The following is a 24,291-nucleotide window of genomic DNA, read 5'->3' as shown; positions in this document are numbered from 1 at the left end:
TCACCTGACTCCCATTTTATTTTCAACGAGGTTATTGGAAAAATACCTACTTCCTACTTCCTACTTCCTACTTCCTACTAGACTAGCGAGTCGCAGAAAATGGGACAAAGACTCAGTCAACCGCAGCGCTTACTTAACGGCTACGCTTACACAAATACATCGCTTGGTCAGCGCGCTGCAGCATATCTTGATGACTGACCTCTTCCAACGGCGAACAGCAGACAACCCCAACACTATAGCTCAATTCATACGAAGACTTTTCGTTACGATTAAATTGACTGACATGCTCTTCAAAGCGAGAGAGCGGCGTCTGAGCCTCAATATCCGTCGTGCCCGACATCAAAACGACAAATTCATCCCCACCGATTCTGGCGATTACATCGGAATCTCGAAAATTTTCCGTCAATAAGCAAGCAAAGGTCGTGAGCGCTTCATCTCCGACACTATGCCCCAAGTTATCATTGATCAATTTAAACTTATCCAAGTCAAACAGCGCTAGGCTAAAAGGTTCGGTGCGGAAGCGGCAATTTTGAATGACTTTATCAGCCAGCGTGATAAACCCACGTCGATTTGAAATCTGTGTTAATTCATCAATCGTTGAATCCAGATTTGCCGCCAACTCACTTTCAGCAAGGTTTGCCAAATCCATTAAGTCAGAGACGTCTTGATCAGAGAAATGCCTCGGACGGCTGTCGACAATACACAGGGTTCCTATTTTAAAACCTTGTGCCAGTTTAAGCGGTACCCCAGCGTAAAAGCGGATGTTAGGTTCATCAACAACCTGTGGATTATCAAAAAATCGACGGTCTCTTGAAGCATCAGGAACAATAAAGGGTTCATCGCCAAGAATCGCATGTCCACAGAAAGAGATATCGCGTCCTGTTTGAGTGCCCTCAAAGCCCATGACAGATTTAAACCATTGAGTATCTCTATCAATAACAGTGACGAGAGCCATGTCCACATTGAACATTCGCTTGGCTAAACGTGTGATACGGTCGAAACGCTCTTCAGACTGTTGGGATATCCTCAGTTGCCTTATTGCTCTGATGCGGGATTCATCATCCTGTGGAATCGGCGCAGGTTGCATATAGATACATCTCCATCCATGCTCAGTGTTATAAAGCTAGCTGACTTCAAATTAATAATCCACTCAAGAAGTGCGGTTTCCTCGTGTTTTTTGTTTCATAATGATTAATATATCAGTCGCATTAAGCAATATTTTTGCAATATGCGAATTGCATATCGCGAATTAAGCGTAACTTTATCGATATTTTAACTTTAGAAAGCCCGGAGGTATCGAGGTATGGTCAGGGTTTTGGCGATCATTCGCCGACCGACCTCAGCAAAGTCGTTAGTTTTCGCTGTTTTTACGTTCCATATAAAATAATATGTATAAAAGTGATGACTTGTAACTGCACATTTCCAATGTTGGCACGATGTCTGCTTTATTAGAGTCGACCCTCTAATTTATTAGAAGGTCACCTAGCCAACTGACGTTGTTAGTGAACCAATTTGTTCACATATTTTTCAGCCACTTGATTATTCAAGTGGCTTTTTTTCTTTTTGGACGATCAATTATTTCCAACACATTCATGTTTGGTTCATGTTAATCGCATTATTGTAACGGCAGTCTAAAGGAGTTTCGTTACAGATTTAGTATTGTTTGGCAATGTCTTATTAAATACCCTTATCTCGATTCACGTTACTCTTATCTCCACCGCTCAAGAGGTCAAAGATCATGAGACAGTTACTCGTCACCATCACCGCACTTTTTGTTGGTCTATTTACCATGATATTTAGCTTGCTGCTGGCTATTCCATTGACAATCGCGGCGCTTATCGCCGGTAAAAGCATCAAGCAACAACTAAAAAAACAAACACAGAGCCCTTTCCAATCGCAATCGGGGACAACGCTCGAAGGGGAATATGAAGACGTAACTCGCCATCGTCAGAACTAATATTTCCAGTGCGACTATTGCTAGTACTAGCATTGACAGTAAGTACTAACATTTCCAGTACTAACATTGCCAGCGCTAAGACAGCCAACATTAACCTCGCCAAAACTAACGCCAGCAATCATTACTCTTATAATGAAACAACCCTAGCCGTTTGATTGCTAGGGTTGTTCGTTATCACTGATTGAATCGCGGAATGATGACTAGTTGTCAACGATAGCATCAAAGGTTTTCTGAACCTGATCGAGCGTAATTCTTTCCATCAAGTTTTTACCTTTAACTCTTGTCGCCCATTTAAGCTCACTAACGGGTTTACCATACTGTTCTTGGACAACTTGATCATAAACCGACACAACCCAGTGTAATGAGTTGTAGGGTCCAGTTCGCTGTGGGTTACTATGTGCGTAAAGTCCAATCACAGGTGTCCCTTGCGTTGTGGCAATATGTGCGGGACCTGAATCCGGCGCTATAACGAGTTCTGCCTGTTTCAATACCGAGCAAAGCTGCTTTAGATTTGTTTTGCCCACAAGATCAATTAACTGCTTTTGAGTGTCTTCACGGCATTGAGAAACAATATCCAACGCCAACTTGCGCTCTCGCTCTGCTGGTGAGCCACACAGTACCACGTGATAGCCTTTTTCAACCGCATAATCCGCTATCGCAGCGTAGCGTTCACTCAGCCAGTTGCGCTCATCCTTGCTCGCTGCTGGGCTGATCACCACGTAAGGCGTTGCCTGCAGTGGTAATGGCGAGGGTTCCGTGGGAATAAACCAACTCGGATCCGTGACCTGACAACCCAGATAGCCCGCAAAATCGGCAAAGTTATCCAAAACATGAGATGAATGGCTATTCGGTAGCTTGCGATTAGTAAATAACCACTGTCCTTCTTTGGCGCGCTTCCAACTAAAGCCTAATTTAACCTTAGCTTTGATCCCAAGCGTTAAAACACTGGCACGCAGCGCTACCTGCATATGAAGCAAATAGTCGAACTTGCGACCCGCTAGCTGACGCCAAACCGCTTTCATCCCTTGTAGACCCTGAGATTTATCAAAAACAACCACCTCAACATCCGGTAGGTCACCGAGTAATTGCGCCTCTATCTTTCCCATGATCCAAGTAATCTTAGTGTCCGGATAAGTACGTTGAATCAGTTGCACTGTTGCCAATGCGTGGCAGACATCACCAATCGCAGAAAGCCTTAATACGCAAATTGAATTAGGGGAAGCTTTTATCATCAATGGTTCTCTAGTGGTACAGCATCTAACACGGCAGCAACCACACGTTGCGGTGTAATGTCGTTTAAGCAGGGTGAATGTAGATCATCGCTTATCTTACAACTATTACCTGAGCACGGAACACAGTCTCTATCAGACTGTAAAACCGTCACATTACCGATCACCTGTTTCACAGGAATACGGTTGCTCCATAGGTTTTTATTGCCATCGATAGGATGCTCATACGGCCAAGGAGACCACTCACTCGCCGCTGCAACACTAATAATGGAAATAATCGGTACATTGTAACTCGATGCCAAATGACCGGGACCACTATCTGTACCGACAAAGCCCATGCTTGCTTTAATCAACGCCGACGTTTGAGCCAGTGTCAGCTCGCCAATTAAATTGAACAACTGCGGGTGCTCTCCATACTGAGAAGCAATTTCACCGACAATCTCACCAACAATCTTGGCATCGCGCCCACCAGGTGCCCCGGTCAGTACCAGATTATATCCTGCCGCGATCAATTGCTTAATGGTTTCAACCCAATAATCGACCGACCATTGCTTTATCTCATTTGAAGCAGGTGTGTGTATAACCAGATATTTTTTCGGTAATTTCGCTAAAACGGATTCGGGAATGGCTTCGTAAGGAGAGACTAATTTGGGCACGACAGGCACATTGATCGCCTCGAGCATTCTCGCCATACGGCTCATTCTATGCTCTCTATTACCATGCTCAAAAATGGCGTGGGTGTTGATCTTGCGGCGAAATTTGGCGACGGCGGGAGGTTTAGGTAGAACCCCAAGGCGCTCTCTTCCAAATAGAAAACTATAGAGCGTGGGGCGATCATTCTGGCGTTCATTAACCACCAAATCATAGCGACCATATTCACGTAAAACACCCAAGCATTCCTTAACATTAGGACGCCGAGAAAGCGAAATAACATTAGACACATCCGGATTAGTGCTAAACACCATTTTACCGCGCGTATCCACTAATACATCAATTTGAGCATCAGGATAACGTGCACGCAAGCTACGAGAAAAAGTCGTCACAAACAAACTGTCACCGATACAGTGGTTGGCGAGTAATAAGATCTTTTTATAGTTTTTTTCGTTAGACATAGTTTTTTTGGTTAAACATAGTTTTTACGTTAGACACAGGTTTTACGTTAAACATAGGCAGTAAGGTTGCTCAGCGAATTTAAGGTGCATTGTGCCATAAACAGCTTTATTTTTCATGAACAGCTCTATTTACCATTAAGAGCTCTATTTGCCATTAAGCGCTCTATTTTCCATAAACAGCTTTATTTGTCATTTAGAGCGTTATCAGCATACCGTATCACTTAATAGGCAGTAATGACATTGCGTCGATATTGAGCCGGTGTCACGCCTCGGTACTTTTTAAACATCCTTCCGAAGCTGGTGACATTGTTGTAACCCAAATTTTTAGCCACCTGCTCAACCGAAATACCCGCAGTAATTTGAATCACAGCCTCACCCGACAAGACAAAACCCACCACATAACTAAAGTTAAGACCCAAATTATGTAACCGACGCTGCAATTGTTGCTCGGATAACCCCAATAAGGCACTGACTCTTTCTAATGTTGGTAAACCAAAGTGTCGACTGTAATTGATGGTCTCGTACAGCACCTTGGCATAGTCGTTGGGATCGGGCATGTTGAGAAATCGATCAAGGTCTGAGAAACTCATCGCGAGCTTAGAGGCCTCTACGCTTGGCACTTTGTTGCCCTGTAACCGCATTTTATTTGGCAACCAAATCTCGGCTTGGTCGTGATTCCACTCTACCTCACAGCCAAAATAAGCCTGATACTTAGCATGATTCCTTCGGTTTCCAGGCAGGCAAACGCGGTCTGGAGAATAGTTCTCTCCAAGATAATGCTTCAAGGTTCGTAGCATAAAATTGACGACTCTAATCCCTTCATGCACTTTGTTATCTGAATCGATAGAGTCATTTTTATAGGTCCATTTAGCCAGCGGCCCTGCCATTTCACCCGCCAAAATAGCACCGGACTGAATACAGGTAATGCCAAAATTAATGCGACGTATTGCTGATGCAAGATCATGGCCTGATAAAAACCAACGCCCTAACGAACCCAGTCGTTCAAGACTGAGTTGACTGACTAAATTGAGCACGGCATCGGGGTCCCCTGTTTTCAGTTCTAATTCTCGATAGTAATCATTAAGAACAGAGACAGGAATTAACGTCGAGGGGTTATCCAACACTGACTTAGGGATCCCTAATTCATCACTCGTTAGAGAGTAAGTACTTTGTAACTCTGAGAATAATCCTTGTATTCCCATGGTTCTCACAAAATTCACATTGGTAAACATACATCACCCGCAACACTAAAAACATCAAATTGCCTTAATTTTTGATGAAATCTATCAATTTGTAAACCTTTATTCACCGTATCGCTAGAATCAACGCCTCGAAAAATTAATAAAGGTAAAACATGAGCTTACTGAGTGTTCCATTTGTTGGTACTGGCGCAGACACAGCACTGCATATTGTGTCTGGTGTGGTACTAATTGCCAGCGTTGTCGCCGCAGTCTACGGATTCTGGCGTATCCATGAGCTACCGATCAATAAAGCGCATAGCCGCGAACATAATCAACTTGGATTGATTACAGCCTTAACATGGATTGGCTTTATATGGCACTGGGTATGGGTTCTCGCGGTCATTATCGCGTTCGTTGATATGGAAAAAGCCATTATTCACTTACGAGATATCTGGAAAGCAACGCCACAACCGAAGGAGGATAAATCATGTTAGAAGGCTTAGCGGTATGGGCTCTATTTATTTATCTTTTGCGCTTGATCGGCATGCCTTGGAACAAGTTTTCTAAGGGCTTTGCTTACATCGGTGGCGTTGCTTGGTTGATGTTTGTTTGGGTTGGATTGATCAACTATACGCCAATGGATCTCTCCGGAGGCTCCTTAGTGCAATCTCCGCATATTCAACTGCGCCCTGATTCTTTAAATGTAAAGGGTAAGGTTGTTGCGCTGCACATTGAACCCAACCAAAAAATCAAAAAAGGTCAGCTTATCTATGAAGTAGACCCGACGTCGTTTGAGATTGCTTATGAGCAAGCGTTAATCGCTAATGATGCAGCAAAAGTCGCTCTTGATAGCGCGAAAGGCGATGTGCAAATTGCGCAAGCAAGCTACCAAGCGATGCAAAAGAGCGTGACCTCCACAGAGAGCCAATTGCAATCCGCACGAGTCGATTTGCAGTTGCAACAAAAAATGCTTAAGCGCTATCAACAACAGAACTCAGCGGTCAGCAACACCATTACTGAAAGCGACATCGACAAACAACAAAGCTTGGTCGATATTGCGGTTCACAATGTGGCGCAAATAGAGGCGGAACTTGATAAGCTCAAAGTCGATGTTGATAAATCAAAGCTCAACATCGCTAAATCAGAAATGACCGTCGACAATCGTGTTATCGACTTACGCTCTGCTCAAGAAGGTGTCGAAAAAGCGAAATGGGAATTAGATAGCACCAAGGTTTATGCACCTACCGATGGCTATGTGACCAACTTCATTCTGCGCGAAGGTCAACGTTTATCGACGATGCCGCGTATCCAGATGTATACCGATGAAAAGTACGTTTTGATGCGAGTTAACCATCAAGCGATACGCAACGTGAAACCGGGACAAGCAGCAGAGTTTTCTACTTCCGTTTATCCTGGACATGTGTTCTCGGCAGAAGTAGAAGGCATTGTAGAGGCGACCGGTGAATCGCAAGGTACATTGTTAGGGTTTGATGATTCTGTACGAGCAACCACGGGTAAGAACGTCAATAACAAACACCACTTTGTTCGTTTAAAAATCCACGAAACCGAAGGCTACGATATTCCTGTTGGCTCTGTTGGATTGGCATGGATTAGTGGCGAGAAACCTGTCGGGTTCTTGGCATTCCTTGATGTTATCCGAGGCATTATCCTGCGAATGAAGTCTCAATTGTACTTCTTCTATTCGATTTAACGCACTCGCTCTTTAAACCCTATTACTCACCCCACGAGTAATAGGGTTGTTTTCACTGCATCCAAGACAACCCCTACACTTCACCGCAAGGCACAGATGCCGATACAGGAAGCTTGGCTTAGCGCTCTAACTTTGGACTCTATCCAGCCCCGTCGGATACTCATAACTTATTTGTGATTTTTCATCATAACCGCATAGGAATGTGTTCGGCGAACACAGCGGGAAACGCGATGATTGTAAGGTGTGGCTTCTAAACAAACTTGCTGACTTCTGGCTCGGATCATTATGGGGTGCCTGTCCTTTCAGTGCCACTTCCCTAGTAAAAAATCATGTTTATCACAATATAACCCTAGTATTTTATCATTTAATACCATTAACTACCCTAGTAAAATATCAATTCGAGCACCAAAAAACCCTAGTAAAAAACCACCAAGGATTGCGCTTCATCTTGGTTTTCTCTATTATTCAGACATATAAACCAACACCAGCTAAAAGATTGCAATGGGGTGTAACGTGAAAAGAACGATGATGAATCACTTGATCGAATGGGCTAATAGAACCAATCGAAAACCATTAGTTCTTCGAGGGGCGCGTCAAGTCGGTAAGACCACGTTGGTGCGTATGCTCGCTAGCGAACTTGGCCTTACACTGGTGGAAATAAACCTAGAGGATAGCCATAGCTTTGAGTCGATGTTAAAGGATAGATCTAAGGCTCGTGATGTCCTTGAGTTAATTTTGTTGGAACACGGCATTTCTGAGTCACCTGAAAATGTGATTTTCTTTTTCGATGAGGCTCAGGAGTCAGTGGACTTATATCCGTATCTTCGCTATTTCTACGAGTTGGCACCCGAATACAAGATTATTGCATCTGGAAGCCTATTTGAGTTAGAGATTCATCGCTCTGAGAGCGCGCAGGGACCAACTGGGCGAGTTGAGTACGCCTATCTTGAGCCTATGACATTTAGTGAGTACTTAGAGGCTTCAAATCAAGTTGCGTACAACCGATATCAACAGATCGGTTTTGATGAGCCACTTCCTGAATCCCTTCACTCTGTATATTCAAAATTGTTTAGGGAGTATCTGGTTTCTGGAGGTTTACCAGAAGTGGTTCAAGCAAGTGTTAATAAGGAGAGCCCAAGAAGGATTGATCAGATTAAGTCTGACATCTTGAGAGGTTATATTGAGGATTTGCCCAAATATTCTGAGCTTGCGGGGGTAAAGCTCAATCCTAAGTTACTAGAGCGAGTGATGAAGTCAGTTTATGGTAAGCCGAGTAATTCACTGTCATACAGCAAAATTGCGGAAGGGTTTCGGGCAGAGGTAGTCAGGCAGCATATGGATGTATTACGTGATGCTAAGATTATACGTATGAGCTTTCACTCGGGTGAAAACACACCACCGCTATCCACATCTGTAAATCTAAAGTCGTATAAGCTTTTTGGGCTCGATATCGGCTTATGTTATACCTTCATGGGTGTTCCATTAACTCAAGTTTATTCCTCTAAAGATATAAATTCTGACTGCAACGGTGATATCGCAGAACAATATATTGCTCAGTCTATACAGGCGAACTCCTTGCCTTATAAGACAGGTTCACTTCACCACTGGGAGAACCCATCACGAACAGGTAAAGCTGAGGTGGATTTTCTAGTTGAAAGAAATGGCGTGGTTATCCCTATTGAATGCAAGTCTGGAAAGTCTGGAAAGATGAAGTCACTCAGAGTCATGCTTGAATCTAAGAAATACACACAGGCAGTAAGGGTTTATTCCGAGAATATTGAGTTTGAAGATATTCGTATTGAGCCCAAGAACAAGGCCGGTGATATTGACGAAAGCCGAGTATACACCTGTCGCTTACTGAGCATTCCTCACTATCTTATTGACAGGTATTTAACTAAGTAAAAATCGATCAACTACAGTGCAGATTGTACTTCTTCTATTCGATTTAGCGCACTCCTGCCATAAACCCTATTACTCGCTTCATGAGTAATAGGGCTCTTTTCGTCACAACTCAAACAACGACTCAGCGATTACCTAGTGACCAGTCACTGAATTAAAAGTCAATTTTTCAGCCGCTCTGTTGCACACGTTGCCCATACATGGGCATATGTCCATTTGTTCCTACATACAACGACTTTCTGATTGCTTTATCATCTCTTAATCTGAATGACCTATATGTCAGGCGCATTGGTTAGAGTTAAAAAGTCTTCTGCGCAAATATCTCACTATCTGTTTATACAGTTTAAAAATTGAATACAGGTTTGGATAAATCCCAGCAAGGAATGAACGTAGCATGTCTATAGAGGCAAAGAGCAAAGCATTACTCACCCTATCGTTATTACTATTCTTGAGTTCTATTTCGGTTCGAAGTTACGCCAACCTAATGTCTCAGCAAGAACGACAGCAATTCATTGATATCCAACAAAGCTATCATGTAAAACAAGAATACCGTCTTATCAATCAAGAGTTATCAGAATACAATGCGAAGGTATGGCAATTCGCCAATGATCAGGAACGTTCCAACCATTTAGCTCATGAGTTAACCAAATTGGTCACTCAACCCTACGTCGAGTCTGATGAAAATAATCTTGAGCAAGTTTCCACTCAAATTAATCAAGTACTGAAAGAGAAATCCGAGCTCGATAAAACAATTGCTGGCTATGGCGACTTACAACAAAGTTACCAAACCATTTTGGCGCAATATGACACCTTAGATGAGCTAAGAAAACGTGAACGCACCGACTTAATGAAGCTTTATAATCAAGTCCTTTCCCGTCTTAAAGTACAAATTGCCAACAAGCGGATCCGTGAAATCTATTCCGGTAGCACAACTTGCGGTAGAAATGACTCGGTTCATCAATGCATCAACCAGATTGAGCCTCAAATCAAAAGACAAATCATAAACGATGATCTCTACCTGACGAGTCGCAGTTCATTCACTGAATTCAATATTATTGATGCGAACTTAAATCTCAACGGTGCGTTAAGTTACCAGATTGAATATATCGCACAAGCGGTGTTAAACCCTAAGGTTATCCAACAACTTAACAAAGAGTTCGCGTTTGATATGGTGACTGTCTACCTAAAAAGTAACGTGCCTGCACAATGGTTTATTAACGGTAAACAAGTTGGAGAAGGTGAGCATGTCTCAATCTCCTTGCCAACAGGTTCACACGGTATTTTAGCGAGTTACCAAGGTCAGTCTCAGTCTTCTATTGAAGAGGTCATCGCGGGTAATACCTATCAATACCATATTGAAGATAGAGCGGTGGAAGTTGAGACACAGGATGTGTCGCCTGCAATCAAAACGTCCTCTAATCCCGACTTAACTCCTTCACATCAACAGAAAAGCGATCCCGCAACCACCCCACAACCCTCACCTCTGTTTCCATCTGAATCGACCGATGTGATAACAGACGCTTCGAGCTATCTAGAACTGGATTACACTTTGATTTTGCAACAAGGGGATACGGTCTATCACCTTATTATTGATGAACAGACTGCCCCTCTGCTTCATGAAACCCATAGTCAACATTGTGAGTCAATGTCAGTAGGTAGATTGGCTACATTGGAAGAATATATCGACTTGATGCACAACGATTCACTCGATCTCGTGCTGTCCAAATATAACTTCACCACGTCTAATCACGGTGTTGTTAGGGTAACTGATAAACAATTCATCAGGTTGCAAAAATCCGGGATTGGTATCTGCGTCCAGTCTTATATTAAGTAATCAATGGTGACAACAAATTGCAGTCAATGCTTTCTTCTATTCCCCAATTACCTCACACAGTAAGCTTTAGAGGTAATTCGGGATGCGCAAATTCGACTATTCCTCATGGTTTACTCAAATGAGCCAACTCTGCTATTCATTTAATTTATGTATGTTTCATATATTGAGCCACAGCACAACCTAAGCATACAAACACAACCTAAGCGTACTGACACAATTGCACCTACAAATGCTTGAGGCAACGCAACGATATTGTTACTGTATCAACATAATTCTAACGTCAGCGCTCACCTGTAACCCTAGAAAAAACAATCGGGTGATAGGAAGCAAGCTTGATAACAGTCGTCAGTCAATAGGTAGCACTTGCAAGCAATTACATTTCACCAAGTCAACAAGTGGTTTGGTTCCTTCCAAGCACTGAAAGACATCGAACTATCGGTTTCCCAAGGCGAAATCGTCGTCGTGTGCGGTCCTTCTGGTTCAGGAAAATCGACGCTGATTCGTTGCATCAACGGGCTTGAACAATACAACTCTGGTGATATTCAGGTATTAAATCACCCCGTCGGTTCCAATAAAATCGAACCCGGTAAAGTCGGAATGGTGTTTCAACACTTCAATTTGTTTCCGCATTTAACTGTTCTCGATAATCTTGCTCTCGCGCCAATGAGAACCCTAAAACTCTCCAAGTCCGAAGCTCAACAAAGAGCCATGACCATGTTGAAACGGGTAAAGATCGCCAATCAAGCGGATAAATTCCCGTCACAATTATCCGGTGGGCAACAACAGCGCGTCGCCATCGCTCGCTCACTCTGTATGCAACCACAAATCCTGCTATTTGATGAGCCGACATCGGCACTCGACCCTGAGATGATCAGTGAAGTGCTAAATGTGATGATTGAATTGGCGCAAGAAGGAATGACCATGATTTGTGTCACCCATGAAATGGGATTTGCCAATAAGGTAGCAGACAGGGTCATCTTTATGGACGAAGGACAAATCATCGAATCAGCGACACCTGACAAGATATTTAATCAACCCAGTCACGCTCGCACCAAAGCGTTTCTTGACAAGATCTTAAATCATTGATGATCGCGAAACTACTCAAGCCGATACTTTCGGCACTGCTGCAAATTGCCCTCGTTATCGCGGCAGCGGCGTTTGTCTTGGATGAGGGCGCACAAGCCATGGGCTATCAATGGCAATGGCAACGTGTCCCTGACTATTTCGCTTTCTACGAAGATGGCACTTGGTGGCCGGCAGAGCTTTTAGAGGGAACTCTGGTCACCTTGCAACTCAGTGCGGCTTCGCTCGCTTTGACACTCTGTTTCGGATTGACCGCGGCACTATTGAAAAATAGCACCTCGATGGTTGGGCGGGCTATCGCCAACGTCTATATCGAACTTATTCGTAACACGCCACTTTTGGTGCAAATTTATCTGCTCTATTTTGTCTTCGGTCCTATGATAGGTCTGGATCGATTTGCTACCGCCGTATTGGCGTTGGCCTTATTTCAAGGGGCTTACACCGCGGAAGTGTTGCGGTCAGGGTTGTATTCCATCCCTAAAGGTCAGTTTGAAGCTTGTAGAACGTTAGGTCTCACTCCGGTCTTTACCTACTGGGACGTGATTCTTCCTCAAGTGATCCGTAAAACCCTACCGCCTCTCACCAATGAAGTGGTGTCACTGATAAAAAACTCCTCAATTGTCAGTGTGATGGCTATATTTGACTTAACTACGCAAGGAAGAAACATCGTCTCAGAAACCGCGATGCCTTTTGAGATTTGGTTTACCGTGGCGGCGATCTATTTAGTGCTAACACTGACGCTATCGGCGCTCTCTGCGTGGTTAGAACATCGTATGCAACAAGCGCATCAATAATTTAAACACTGTTATCTAAGGAGCCACAATGATCAGGAAATGGAAAACCGCCGCCAAGGCGTTCGCAGCTTCAACATTGGGATTGTTATTAGCCTTCTCGGGACAAGCTTTCTCAGCGCAAGCTCTCTCGGAACAGGCAACCGAGACACCAAATCTGGATAAAATTAACGACAGAGGAACACTGAGAGTCGGCATGTCAACCTTTGTTCCTTGGGCGATGCGCGATAAACAAGGTGACCTGATTGGTTTTGAGATTGATGTCGCCACCCGTCTTGCACAAGACTCCGGCTGGAAAGTTGAGTTCGTACCAACGGCTTGGGATGGCATAATTCCTGCGCTGCTGGCACAGAAGTTTGACGTGATTATTGGTGGATTATCTATCACCCCTGAGCGTTCAAAAAGCGTACTGTTCTCTGAACCTTATTCTCACTCGGGTGTACAAGTTGCGGCCAGCAAAAAACTGGCGGGTGACTTCAAAACCTTTGATGATTTCAATTCTCGACGCATCAAAATCGCGGCACGACGTGGCGCTACGACGGTGCAAGTCGCCAGAGAAACTTTCCCGAAAGCACGCATCTTACAATTTGATGATGAAGCACAAGCCTTCCAAGAAGTGCTGAATGGCAACGCGCATGCGGTGATTGCCTCAAGCCCTAAACCGGAACATGAAACAGTCAAACACGCCGATGTGCTGTTCTTGCCATTTGCAGAAAGACTGGCACAAGGTAATGAAGCCTTTGCGGTACGCAAAGGTGAAGAGGATAAAAAAGCCTTCTTCGACCAATGGATAAAAGCTCGCACCGAGGATGGTTGGTTGCAGCAACGCTATGAATATTGGTTCTCTTCTTTAGATTGGCAAGACCAAATTGCGAGTGGTCAGTAGCCTGAAATATAATCCTATAGACAGTAAAGGTCATGATGCCAACTGCCAGAAATACTCAAACTGACTATCAAAAGCCTCGATACCAATGGCAACCTTTGGATAGCATTCTACTCGTTGTTGTGGGGTGTTTTATCGCTTGGTTGGTCTATCGGTCATCAGCAGGTATTCATTATCAATGGCGTTGGCATGATGCCGTTACTTTACTGTTTAGCGCTAAGGCTGACGGCTCGCTGCCTTATTTTGTTCAAGGCATCATCGCGACTCTTCGCTTAAGCCTTTGGGGAATGATGCTGGCGCTTCTGTTAGGCACTGCGCTGGGCGTCGCCAAATTCTCACGACTGTCGCTGTTAAACATCCCTGCCAATATTTTTGTGCAACTGGTGCGCAATATGCCGCCACTGGTGTTTATTTTTATTTTCTACTTTTTTATTTCTAATCAGCTGATTCCCTTGCTGGGTCTGCAATCTATTTTGCGCGAGTACTCTCAATCAACCAGTATGATGCAGGAAATACTGTTTGGACCGAGTGCTCTTTGGGAAAATCTACTCTCAGGGGTGCTCTGTGTCGGTTTATTGTCATCCGCTTACGTTGCCGAGATCGTTCGAGCTGGATTAACCGCACTACCAAAAGGGCAATGGGAAGCAGGACACTCGCTAGGCTTATCTCGCTGGAGTCAATTTCGCTACGTCATCGGTCCACAAGTGATTGCGCTGATTACTCCGGCACTGGCTGGGCAAAGTATCTCGTTAGTCAAAGATACCTCTATCGTATCACTGATCTCCATTCAAGAAATGACATTTGTCGGAACAGAGATCGCCAACTCCTCAGGCTTAATCTTTGAAATTTGGCTGATTATTGGTGCTTGTTATTTTGTTGCCTGTTATCTGCTGTCGCGTCTGTTCAGACGCATTGAGATCAAGAGCAATCAACACCTTAATCATCACTAGCCATTACATAAATTAATAACACGAACAAACACTATATGGCGATATAGTGATCCACCAGCAGCGCAACAAATAACAACATCAAGTGAATGATGGAGAACTTAAAGGTCTGAATGGCCGTCATCGCATCGGCGGCGTATTTGAGCTTCCATGCATAGTAAATAAACCCAGCGCTTAAACTGGTTGACGCCAGCAAATAGACGATGCCCGTCATGCCCACAAGTACGGGTAACAGACACACCAATGCCAGCAATATGGTGTAGAGCAGAATGGACGTCTTGGTATATTCAACACCGTGAGTCACGGGCAGCATAGGAATATCCGCTTTGGCATAATCCTCTCGCCGATGAATCGCCAGTGCCCAAAAGTGAGGTGGCGTCCAGATAAAGATAATCATCACCAGCAACCAAGCATTGGCGTCAAGTTCTCCCGTCACCGATGTCCAACCGAGCAATGGCGGCATTGCACCGGCAATGCCAGCGATCACGATGTTTTGCGGCGTAGCACGCTTAAGATACAGCGTATACACCACCGCATAACCTAGAAGGCTTGCAAACGTCAGCCAAGCGGTGAGCGCATTGACCCCGAAAACTAAGATTACAAACCCAACCACACCTAATGTCGTAGCAAATAAAGCCACACTCATAACATCGAGATGGCCACTCGGCAGAGGTCGTTTATGTGTTCTCGCCATCACCGCATCAATACGTCGGTCGATCAAATGATTAAAGGCCGCCGCTGAGCCAGCCATCAAGGCAATTCCGAAAAGACCGAGTATGCTTTGCTGCAAAGGTAACGCGCCCGGCACCGCCAGACACATTCCCACCAGCGCGGTAAGAATCATCAGCGCCACGACTTTTGGCTTTGTTAACGTCAGATAGAGCCGCCAGTTAAAGGTCGAGCTTGCGGCTAGGCTTTGAGTCGCCGGGTTTTGAGTAGCTAGGCTTTGAGTAGCTAGATTTTGAGTAGCTAGATTTTGAGTAACGGTGTTAGTTCGACTCATACAAAACTCTCCTTGTTATCAGGCAATGCGATTGGCGACAGTTCATGATCATCAGAAACAATAGTCAGGACAGGCTTATTCATTAAGGTATATCGGGCACGAGCCAGTCGGTAGTTGATATGAATCAGCACCAGCAGCAGCAATGCGCCGCCGAGGTTGTGAAGCACAGCGATAAGCAGCGGCAGATGAAACACCACATTACTTATTCCCAAAGCGATTTGCAGCGATAGCATGACGAACAGGTTGCGTCCCAATCGCCTGACTCTTTGGTTAGGATGTTTAAACAGAGCCATAATCAATATAAGCCCCGCCACCGTCACCAACATAGCGCCGACTCTATGGGTTACATGGATGGTCATTCGTGCCGAATAATCCAGTACGCCAAACTCATAGTTATCAAAGCCACGTTGTATCGGGTTAAATGCCTCGCTGAAATTCAGATAGGCAGGCCAATTGCCCTCACAAATCGGTAGGGTTGAGCAAACAACGGCGGCATAGTTAGAGGATGTCCAGCCACCGAGCATGATCTGCACCACTGTCATCACCAATACCAACAGCGATATTGCCTTTAGCCTTTTACTCGCCACCCGAGTGTTCACCGCCATATTGCAGCCTCGAATCAGGGTGGGTTTGAATTGTTGTAGACTGTTGGGTCTGATATTGGGAAATCGAGGAACGGGTCGGTAATAGGTTGGCTGGGGGCGCAGTCTAAGCAAGGTCAAAAACAGCAGTGAAAATAGTGTAAAGCCACCTAATAGATGCGCCATCACAATAATAGGCATCAGTTTTAATGTCACCGTCCACATACCTAAAGCCGCCTGAAAGACGATAACTAAGCTCAAGCTAACGGGCAATATCTTACCTAATTGTTTGCCGTGGACTTTAATTCCCAGCCAGCTAATGGCAAATACCAACAGACCTAACGTGCCCGCAAAGTAGCGATGAACCATCTCAAGCCACGCCTTGCTCTGCTCCACCGCTCTCTCTGGAAAACGAGCGTTCGCCAATTCAATGTCGAGTTGTGAATTGGGCACCGTGAGTTGACCATAGCACCCCGGCCAATCTGGACATCCTAAGCCAGCATCAGCCAAGCGCGTATATGCCCCCAAGGCAATCACAATCAGGGTCATTATCAGGCTAATTTTGAGTAAAACCGTTAACTTCATGGTGACTCCTGTTATCCCTTTGATGCTCGCTTTTTCAATCGACGTACTGTGTTTAAATAAGGTGCAATCTTTAACCGACTCGTGACAGTTTTAGTAACTTGCGTAAATCAAACAATAACCCCTTGCTCTGAGACACCTGTTGTGACTCAACCACAGGAGGAAAAAACATCACCAACTGCCCTAACGTATCAGCGATTAAGTAACCTTGGCTTGGCACCGATTGTAGAAACTGACGGTTAATCTCGACCACTGCGAAAGAGGAAGGCAACTCGGGCAGAACCTGATTGGGCAACACATAGACCACCGGCGTCACTCGTGATTGGTACTGACCCAGCGCGGTATGTGTCTGACCTAACAGATATAATCTATGTTGACACGACTGTTCGCAAGAGACTGGCAGCACAAAACCCAACTGCCACTGCTGCCCTTGTAAGGGATTATCCAGATTAAGTTGCTCAAAGGTGAGTCTCGGTTCGAGCAATTCACCATTATTCGTCACACCCGACTGATACCAATGTTGGCTCAAGATAGTTTTCGCCGCCAAAAAGGGCAGAGCAAAAAACAGCACTAGCGCGATTAAAACCAACCGCCCTCGCCAAGGGGAATGGTTAACGCCAACTGGGCTGACTGAAGTATGAGCGAGATCCTTCATTGTCTTCTCCTTACTGTTTTCCACCATTTAACACTGGCATAGCTCACCATCAGAGCGAACACCAATGCCATAACAAACCATTGAAATGCATAGCCAAAGTGCTTACTAGAGTGCATATTCACTGGCTGCCAAGGATGCGGATATGAAGTACGACTATCCGTCGGTTGAATCACCCAATGCATCACTTGTTGACCTATGGCATCAGATATCGAATCCATATCTAAGCTTTGGATGCGATAGCGTTGGATGCGTAAGCTCTGGATACGTAAGCTCTGGATGCGTAAGTTCTCAACGCCGCTGTTCTCTGAGGTAAACCTCTCTATCTCTTGCTGTGACAGACTATTGACTTGCTTGCTATAGAGACGCCCTGTTACCTCAATAAACTCTGGAGCTGTTTTTTGTGAAGCTGTGCTTTGTGAATCTGTGTTTTGTAAATCTATAGCTTGAGTACTTTGAGCATTGACTGGCAACATCATCTCCACCGCAGGTAATACACGTCTATCATGGCTAGCGGGAACAAATCCCAACTCAACCAGCACCGCGCCTACACCGTCAACCTGTACCAATTGCAACACCAAATACCCAACCTCACCACGGAATACCTGATTATCAACAAACAACAACGTCGCTTGCGGTTTCACCTTGGCGACCACGGGCACTCCCGTCCAACGTTGGTACAGTGCCGGTTCTTGATTAGGATTACGCAACGCTAAAGACGCAAAAGGAACGGGGCGCGAGTTCTGGCGCTGCTGTAAGCTGGTCTCCAGTTGCTGTTTTTGCTCGCCCCGCTCTAATTGCCAAAATCCCAGTTTGACCAAAACAGTAAACACACCCACAGTTAATATCAGTGCAAGCAAAAAACGGCCGGTCAACCATTTCACTGCATAAGGGGTTGTTATGTCAGCTTCGTTTCTGTTTAAAGTGGTCTTAGTATTACTGCTACTGTTCATTATCTTCAATTTAGCCCTTGCCCTATTTCAAATGGTGCGTGATAACCCCAACCAAACCAGACCTATGAGTCATTATTTAGGTCGTAGAGTGTTATTTTCCGCCATCGTCATCGTGCTGCTTATCATTGCCCTACAAAGTGGAGTATTGACCCCTAACCCTCGCCCTTATTGAGTCACGCTAAAGAATCATCACCTCAAAGCACATAAACAAAAACAAACAGACACAACCACACCACATCGACAAAGTGCCAGTACCAACTGCCGGCCTGAAAGGCAAAGTGCTCCTTCGGGGTAAAGTGATCCTTGGCAATGCGAACCAACAATACGATTAAGAAGATAGTGCCCATACAGACATGAAGACCATGGAAACCCGTCAGCATAAAGAACGTGTTGCCGTAAATTCCGGACTGCAATGTCAAACCGATATCTTGATAGGCATGAATATACTCAACCCCTTGGTAATAAAGGAAGAAGCAAGCGAGCACGATGGTGATTTCGAGCCAAACTATCAGGGCAGTGCGATGGTTTTTTTCCAAACTGGTGTGAGCAAGATGCAAGGTAATCGAAGAAAGCAACAATATAATCGTGTTGGTCAATGGGATCCCAGACCAGGGCATCGCTTGCGTTGTAACGCCTGACGGAGTGGTGGTTAGCGGCCAAATCGCTTCAAAGGCAGGCCACAGCACTTCATGGGTCATAACATTGTTGTCGGCTCCACCCAGCCAAGGCACAGACAGTATACGCGCATAAAATAGAGCGCCAAAAAAAGCGCCAAAGAACATCACCTCAGAAAAAATAAACCAGCTCATTCCCTGCTTAAACGAGCGACTCAGTTGCTCGGAATAGAGTCCCGACAGAGACTCTGTCACCACGTTCCCCATCCAACCGGAAAACATATACAGTAAAACCAAAAAACCCAAACAGAGCACCACACCGCCGATGACGCTGCCTGCTCCACCGCTCTCCATATGCTGCACCGTTAACCCTGCTCCCACCGCCACCAAAAACAGAGAAATCGCGCCAACAATGGGCCAACTACTTTGCGCGGGAACGTAATAGGTTTGATGTTTACTCATGGTGACTCTCCAAAGCTCGTGGTTGAGCAAAAGCCAAATAAACGAAAGAAGGGGCTATTTTCACACTCGCCTGTTGCTGGCTTGATAGGTTGTATAAGGTGTACGAAAGGGTCAGCGTATGGATGCTGTCTGGAATATCGAGCTCAATATAAAATATCAACGGCATTTCAGTGCTTTGCTGCGCTTGCAACGGCTGATGATTAAAACAGAAACACTCAATCTTGTTGAAATAAGAAGCGCCAAGACCCGGCGAAACCGATGGCACCGCTTGCCCAATCAGAGACGATTGCGAAAGGTTGGTGGCAAGATAGGCAGTTTGCACCACCTCACCAGGATGAACCTGCATCGTCACCGTTTTGGGTTTAAATAACCAAGGCATGTCAGGATTAATATGCGCCATAAACTCCACATTCACTGTCCGAGATTTGTCCGGCTGCATACCCACGGGTTGCACGGCAGAGATCGTGTTGGTTTTACCGTTAATACCCAATGCCTCGCACATAATGTCGTACAGAGGAACGAGGGCAAAACCAAAACCGAACATGGCGATTACCGAGAGACAAAGCAGAGAAATCAGGCGTTTATGGCTTGGTTTTTCGCTGTCTGGTTTATCAAAGCTCATACCCACTCCGCTAATCCACTTTTGGTGGCGTGGTAAAGGTGTGATGTGGCGCGGGACTTGGTACTGTCCACTCGAGTCCCTCTGCTCGCTCCCAAGGCTTGGCGGGGGCTGGCTCTCCGCCTCTTATGCACTTAATGACCACCCACAAGAACAGCAGTTGCGATAAACCAAACGCAAAGCCACCAATCGACACTATCTGATTCACATCGGCAAATTGAATAGCGTAATCGGGGATCCGTCGCGGCATACCGGCTAAACCAAGAAAGTGCATCGGGAAAAACAGCACGTTGACAGAGATTACCGAACACCAGAAATGCCACAAACTCAGCCTGTGGTCATACATATTTCCGGTCCACTTTGGCAACCAATAGTAGGCTGCCGCCATTATAGAGAACACCGCCCCGGACACCAGCACGTAATGGAAATGCGCCACCACAAAGTAGGTGTCATGGTATTGGAAATCCGCAGGTACAATCGCCAGCATCAGTCCAGAAAAGCCACCGATGGTAAACAGCACAATAAAGGCAATAGCAAACAGCATGGGGGTTTCAAACGTCAGCGCCCCTCGCCACATGGTCGCTACCCAGTTAAACACCTTAACGCCCGTCGGCACCGCAATCAGCATGGTGCAATACATAAAAAACAGCTCGGCAAAAACTGGCATACCCGTGGTAAACATATGGTGAGCCCACACTAAAAACGACAGTAATGCGATGCTGCATGTCGCATAAACCATGGAGTGATAACCAAATAACTTCTTGCCACTGAATGCGGGAACAATCGCCGAGATAATGCCAAATGACGGCAATATCATGATGTACACCTCTGGATGACCAAAGAACCAGAAGATATGCTGGAACATAACCGGATCACCGCCACCAGCGGCATCGAAGAAACTGGTGCCGAAGTACTTGTCGGTCAACACCATGGTTACCGCGCCCGCTAACACGGGCATCACCGCGATCAATAGAAATGCGGTGATAAGCCAAGTCCAGACGAACAGAGGCATCTTCATCCAAGTCATGCCCGGCGCACGCATATTAATAATGGTCACGATGACATTGATCGCCCCCATAATGGAACTGATCCCCATGATATGAACGGAGAACACAAACAGCGCAGTACTGTCTGGACCATAAGTGGTGGAAAGCGGCGCGTAAAACGTCCAGCCAAAGTTGGGGCCACCACCGGGCATAAACAGAGAGGCAATAAGAATCAAAAATGCGAAAGGTAAGATCCAAAAACTCAGATTATTCATTCGAGGCAGAGCCATATCTGGCGCGCCGATCATCATAGGAATCATCCAGTTGGCAAGCCCGGTAAAGGCTGGCATCACTGCCCCGAATACCATGATTAATCCATGCACCGTGGTCATCTGATTAAAGAAGTTAGGTTCCACCAGTTGCAAACCGGGCTGGAATAATTCGGCTCGAATCACCATCGCCATTGCGCCACCGGTAAAGAACATAATCAAACTAAACCACAGATAAAGCGTCCCAATATCTTTATGGCTGGTCGAATACACCCAACGCGCCCAACCTGAAGGCGCAGGGTCATGATGTTCATCAACCACGGTGGCGCTGTTTGCTCGCCCTAACTCACCATCAGTTGCAACTGTGGCTTTTACTTTTTTAATCGGTGGTGTCTTCATCATCACTCTCCAGCCGTTGAGTGTTTATCGCTTTGCGTTTTATGGGTATCGGTTTTATAGGCATTGATGTCTGACGCTTGTACGACATCTCCGGTGTCATTACCCCAAGCATTTCTTTGGTACGTCACCACCGCCGCAATCTCTTTGTCCGTTAATTGATTGGCAAAGGACTGCATCGCGGTGCCGCTCACCCCATCAACAATCTTACTAATATGGGCATTAATATCCCCGGTTGTGGCAACTGCACTTCCAGCAATCGCCGGAAAAGCGCCGGGAATACCTTGACCATTTGCCTGATGACACACCGCGCAGCGAGCGGCATAAATTTGTTCACCCACAGGCATCAAATCATCAATAGAAAGCGTGACATCCAGTGCTTTGGCTGCCTGAGCCTTTGCTTGGGCAATTTCTTGTTTTTTACCTGTCAGCCATTGTTGATAATCATCCTGCTCCATGGCGTGAACCACTATCGGCATAAAACCGTGTGCTTTGCCACAAAGCTCAGCACATTGACCGCGATACACACCCGGCTCATCGATCTTGGTCCACGCTTCGTTGATAAAACCCGGAATGGTGTCTTTTTTAACCGCAAAATCGGGCACCCACCATGAGTGAATGACGTCATCGGAAGTCATCAGAAAGCGAATTTTTTTGTCTATCGGGACAACAAGCGGGTTATCCACTTCCAGCAGATAATGGGCCCCTTTTTGCTCTAAACCGTCGATTTGCTTCTGAGAGGTGGCCAACAGCGAAAAGAACTCCACCTCCTCACCGAAGTAGGCGTAGTGCCACTTCCACTGAGAGCCGGTAATTTTGATGGTGAGATCCGATTTTGAGGTATCTTCCATCGCGACTAAGGTCTTGGTTGCTGGTATCGCCATCGCCACCAAAATAATAATGGGGATCACCGTCCAGATAACTTCAACCTTGGTACTTTCGTGGAAATTAGCGGCAACTGCACCTTTGGATTTTCTATGACGGAAGATGGAATAAAACATAATGCCGAAAACAATCAGGGCGATAGCACAGCAGATGTAGAAAATGAGCATGTGCAGATCATAAACTTCTTGGCTGATGGCTGTTACACCACGCGTCAAGTTGTAATCACTTGACTGTGAGAAGGTTGAAAAACTGACAAGCGTAGTGGCAGCGACGCCAACTCTTGGTGTGGCTAGCGATGTGTTCAAAAGATCTCTCCTTTGCCAAGCGGTCACCCCAAAAGGTGCCACCTCCCCTTAAACCTGTCACTACACCTAAGCGTCAACGGCTTGGCTGAGTGCAAGTAAATATGAAATCTACGCCACCAAATGAACCGCTTCTGTTGTCTACTGCTTAATTTCATCACAGATTGTTACAGCAGATGTTCAACCTCATTGGTACGGCAAATTTTCTGCTCTTCATGAGCACCAATTCAATGCTCAGCCCCACAAGTACAGGGTTGCTTTAACCAAAACCTGTTACTTATTGAGCCCTGCACAAGAAAATACAAAATTAACAACTTGTTATATTTTTGTTAACTAAATGCTAGTTTCTGTTACTTGGTTCTGCAAGTAGAAAGTGTGTCACGCTTTTGTGATCGGCAGGTAAAATCGTGCGGAATGTTGGGATATGAGTATTAACTGTCTGATTATAATTAAAAAAAAGAACTGCTCATACCTGACTCTGGAATCCACCAAAGTCAGGTATAAGCGTTCCTATCGCTGATCGTTTTTATGATGGTTTCTGAACTTAGTGGTAGCTTTGACAGCATTGTGTGGGGATATGGACGTTGATTCAGAATATGGATGACAACAAAACATGGGGCAGTAGCTTAAACAGCGACCCACTCCACCTCGATGATCACCTTACCGTCGCAGCGAATACGACCAAGGAAACGATCGTCTTTCTCAATGATACCAACACCTTGGGGGGTTCCCGTCATAATCACATCGCCATCTTCCAACTGGGTGTATTGCTGCAGTTCCTGAAGTACCGTTTCTGGCTTATACAGCATCTGCTTAGCATTACCTAACTGAACTCGGACACTATTAATAAACAATTCCACTTCCAAAGAGCTCAGATCCATATCGGTCTGAACAGGAACAAAGCGGCTAAATTTGGCGGATTGATCAAACGCTTTCGCTCGCTCCCAAGGCAACCCTTTGGTTTTCAACTTGGCTTGCAACGAACGTTTGGTTAGGTCAATACCAAACCCTATCGCACTTAGTTGCCTATTGGTGACGAGAAAACAGATCTCAGCTTCGTAGTGCAAAGGCTCTTGAGCAAAAGACAGTAGATCATGAGCAATACTTGAGTTGGGTTTATTAAACACCACCATCTCCTCGGGCATTTCATTACCCAACTCATGAATGTGCTCAACATAATTGCGTCCGACACAGAGGATTTTACTTGGATAGTAAGCTGTTTGCTCGACCATTACCGCTTTCATTGATCGTTCCTTGATAATTTGGCTGAAATAACGGTCAGTGAGTCTACCTCAACTCTATGACAACAATAGAATTTTTATTGATTTTTGAGACTATTTTCTCATTTGGATAAAAGGTC

The 24,291-nt window shown here is 45.3% G+C and carries 23 protein-coding genes; 10 read left to right on the top strand and 13 right to left on the bottom strand.

Annotated elements, in window-relative coordinates:
• Positions 1-133 precede the first annotated feature (133 nt).
• Complete coding sequence (locus L9Q39_RS14650; RefSeq protein WP_237485843.1) at positions 134-1,087, bottom strand: GGDEF domain-containing protein; 954 nt, start codon at positions 1,085-1,087, stop codon at positions 134-136.
• A gap of 651 nt (positions 1,088-1,738) precedes the next feature.
• Here L9Q39_RS14650 and L9Q39_RS14645 point away from each other — a divergent pair.
• On the top strand, positions 1,739-1,957 hold the full coding sequence (locus tag L9Q39_RS14645) for an FxsA family protein (protein WP_237485842.1): 219 nt from the start codon (positions 1,739-1,741) through the stop codon (positions 1,955-1,957).
• Between the two features lie 200 nt (positions 1,958-2,157).
• Here L9Q39_RS14645 and L9Q39_RS14640 read toward each other — a convergent pair whose 3' ends face one another.
• The 3 genes from L9Q39_RS14640 to L9Q39_RS14630 all read right to left on the bottom strand — a co-directional run bounded on the left by L9Q39_RS14640 (position 2,158) and on the right by L9Q39_RS14630 (position 5,530).
• Positions 2,158-3,189 (bottom strand): glycosyltransferase family 9 protein, encoded by a 1,032-nt coding sequence (locus tag L9Q39_RS14640; protein WP_237485841.1) that lies wholly within the window; start codon positions 3,187-3,189, stop codon positions 2,158-2,160.
• Entirely contained in the window at positions 3,189-4,298 is a 1,110-nt protein-coding gene (locus tag L9Q39_RS14635; RefSeq protein WP_237485840.1) for a glycosyltransferase family 9 protein, read from the bottom strand. The genes L9Q39_RS14640 and L9Q39_RS14635 overlap by 1 nt, the downstream gene beginning before the upstream one ends.
• A 221-nt stretch (positions 4,299-4,519) precedes the next feature.
• Entirely contained in the window at positions 4,520-5,530 is a 1,011-nt protein-coding gene (locus tag L9Q39_RS14630; RefSeq protein ID WP_237485839.1) for an AraC family transcriptional regulator, read from the bottom strand.
• 122 nt (positions 5,531-5,652) lie between these two features.
• On the opposite strand from L9Q39_RS14630, the gene L9Q39_RS14625 reads away from it, so the two are divergent.
• The 8 genes from L9Q39_RS14625 to L9Q39_RS14585 all read left to right on the top strand — a co-directional run bounded on the left by L9Q39_RS14625 (position 5,653) and on the right by L9Q39_RS14585 (position 14,630).
• Complete coding sequence (locus tag L9Q39_RS14625) at positions 5,653-5,973, top strand: MFS transporter (protein WP_237485838.1); 321 nt, start codon at positions 5,653-5,655, stop codon at positions 5,971-5,973.
• Positions 5,967-7,190 carry an HlyD family secretion protein gene (locus L9Q39_RS14620; RefSeq protein ID WP_237485837.1) on the top strand — a complete coding sequence of 408 codons (1,224 nt, stop codon included), beginning with the start codon at positions 5,967-5,969 and terminating at the stop codon, positions 7,188-7,190. The genes L9Q39_RS14625 and L9Q39_RS14620 overlap by 7 nt, the downstream gene beginning before the upstream one ends.
• Positions 7,191-7,703: 513 nt before the next feature.
• On the top strand, positions 7,704-9,092 hold the full coding sequence (locus L9Q39_RS14610) for an ATP-binding protein (protein ID WP_237485836.1): 1,389 nt from the start codon (positions 7,704-7,706) through the stop codon (positions 9,090-9,092).
• A 391-nt stretch (positions 9,093-9,483) separates the two neighbouring features.
• The gene (locus L9Q39_RS14605; protein WP_237485835.1) at positions 9,484-10,923 is read left to right on the top strand and encodes a hypothetical protein; all 1,440 of its coding nucleotides are present in this window, start codon (positions 9,484-9,486) and stop codon (positions 10,921-10,923) included.
• A gap of 363 nt (positions 10,924-11,286) precedes the next feature.
• Positions 11,287-12,009 (top strand): amino acid ABC transporter ATP-binding protein, encoded by a 723-nt coding sequence (locus tag L9Q39_RS14600; RefSeq protein WP_290369163.1) that lies wholly within the window; start codon positions 11,287-11,289, stop codon positions 12,007-12,009.
• Positions 12,009-12,800: an amino acid ABC transporter permease gene (locus tag L9Q39_RS14595; protein WP_237485834.1), complete on the top strand. Its 792-nt coding sequence runs from the start codon at positions 12,009-12,011 to the stop codon at positions 12,798-12,800. The genes L9Q39_RS14600 and L9Q39_RS14595 overlap by 1 nt, the downstream gene beginning before the upstream one ends.
• Positions 12,801-12,828: 28 nt before the next feature.
• On the top strand, positions 12,829-13,683 hold the full coding sequence (locus L9Q39_RS14590; protein ID WP_237485833.1) for a transporter substrate-binding domain-containing protein: 855 nt from the start codon (positions 12,829-12,831) through the stop codon (positions 13,681-13,683).
• A 35-nt stretch (positions 13,684-13,718) separates the two neighbouring features.
• The gene (locus tag L9Q39_RS14585) at positions 13,719-14,630 is read left to right on the top strand and encodes an amino acid ABC transporter permease (RefSeq protein ID WP_237487033.1); all 912 of its coding nucleotides are present in this window, start codon (positions 13,719-13,721) and stop codon (positions 14,628-14,630) included.
• A 31-nt stretch (positions 14,631-14,661) separates the two neighbouring features.
• Here L9Q39_RS14585 and cyoE read toward each other — a convergent pair whose 3' ends face one another.
• The 4 genes from cyoE to L9Q39_RS14565 form a co-directional block, all read right to left on the bottom strand.
• Positions 14,662-15,630: a heme o synthase gene (gene cyoE, locus L9Q39_RS14580; RefSeq protein WP_237485832.1), complete on the bottom strand. Its 969-nt coding sequence runs from the start codon at positions 15,628-15,630 to the stop codon at positions 14,662-14,664.
• Positions 15,627-16,796 carry a COX15/CtaA family protein gene (locus L9Q39_RS14575; protein ID WP_237485831.1) on the bottom strand — a complete coding sequence of 390 codons (1,170 nt, stop codon included), beginning with the start codon at positions 16,794-16,796 and terminating at the stop codon, positions 15,627-15,629. The genes cyoE and L9Q39_RS14575 overlap by 4 nt, the downstream gene beginning before the upstream one ends.
• Positions 16,797-16,866: 70 nt before the next feature.
• Positions 16,867-17,448, bottom strand: a complete 582-nt coding sequence (locus L9Q39_RS14570; protein ID WP_237485830.1) for a redox-active disulfide-containing membrane protein — start codon at positions 17,446-17,448, stop codon at positions 16,867-16,869.
• The gene (locus L9Q39_RS14565) at positions 17,445-18,320 is read right to left on the bottom strand and encodes an SURF1 family protein (RefSeq protein ID WP_237485829.1); all 876 of its coding nucleotides are present in this window, start codon (positions 18,318-18,320) and stop codon (positions 17,445-17,447) included. Before L9Q39_RS14565 ends, L9Q39_RS14570 begins: the two co-directional genes overlap by 4 nt.
• A gap of 25 nt (positions 18,321-18,345) precedes the next feature.
• On the opposite strand from L9Q39_RS14565, the gene L9Q39_RS14560 reads away from it, so the two are divergent.
• Positions 18,346-18,570, top strand: a complete 225-nt coding sequence (locus L9Q39_RS14560) for a DUF2909 domain-containing protein (RefSeq protein ID WP_237485828.1) — start codon at positions 18,346-18,348, stop codon at positions 18,568-18,570.
• A gap of 22 nt (positions 18,571-18,592) precedes the next feature.
• Here L9Q39_RS14560 and L9Q39_RS14555 read toward each other — a convergent pair whose 3' ends face one another.
• From L9Q39_RS14555 to L9Q39_RS14535, 5 genes are all read right to left on the bottom strand, one after another.
• Complete coding sequence (locus L9Q39_RS14555) at positions 18,593-19,474, bottom strand: cytochrome c oxidase subunit 3 (protein ID WP_237485827.1); 882 nt, start codon at positions 19,472-19,474, stop codon at positions 18,593-18,595.
• The gene (locus L9Q39_RS14550; protein WP_290369162.1) at positions 19,467-20,096 is read right to left on the bottom strand and encodes a cytochrome c oxidase assembly protein; all 630 of its coding nucleotides are present in this window, start codon (positions 20,094-20,096) and stop codon (positions 19,467-19,469) included. The genes L9Q39_RS14555 and L9Q39_RS14550 overlap by 8 nt, the downstream gene beginning before the upstream one ends.
• Before the next feature lie 10 nt (positions 20,097-20,106).
• Positions 20,107-21,747: a cytochrome c oxidase subunit I gene (ctaD, locus tag L9Q39_RS14545; RefSeq protein ID WP_237487031.1), complete on the bottom strand. Its 1,641-nt coding sequence runs from the start codon at positions 21,745-21,747 to the stop codon at positions 20,107-20,109.
• A gap of 2 nt (positions 21,748-21,749) precedes the next feature.
• Entirely contained in the window at positions 21,750-22,934 is a 1,185-nt protein-coding gene (coxB, locus tag L9Q39_RS14540; protein ID WP_435532843.1) for a cytochrome c oxidase subunit II, read from the bottom strand.
• A 623-nt stretch (positions 22,935-23,557) separates the two neighbouring features.
• Positions 23,558-24,175: a fumarylacetoacetate hydrolase family protein gene (locus L9Q39_RS14535; protein WP_237485826.1), complete on the bottom strand. Its 618-nt coding sequence runs from the start codon at positions 24,173-24,175 to the stop codon at positions 23,558-23,560.
• Between the last annotated feature and the right edge of the window lie 116 nt (positions 24,176-24,291).

The sequence above is a fragment of the Vibrio hippocampi genome (assembly GCF_921292975.1).
Lineage (GTDB): Bacteria > Pseudomonadota > Gammaproteobacteria > Enterobacterales > Vibrionaceae > Vibrio > Vibrio hippocampi.
This window is presented reverse-complemented; position numbering and strand designations above follow the sequence as displayed.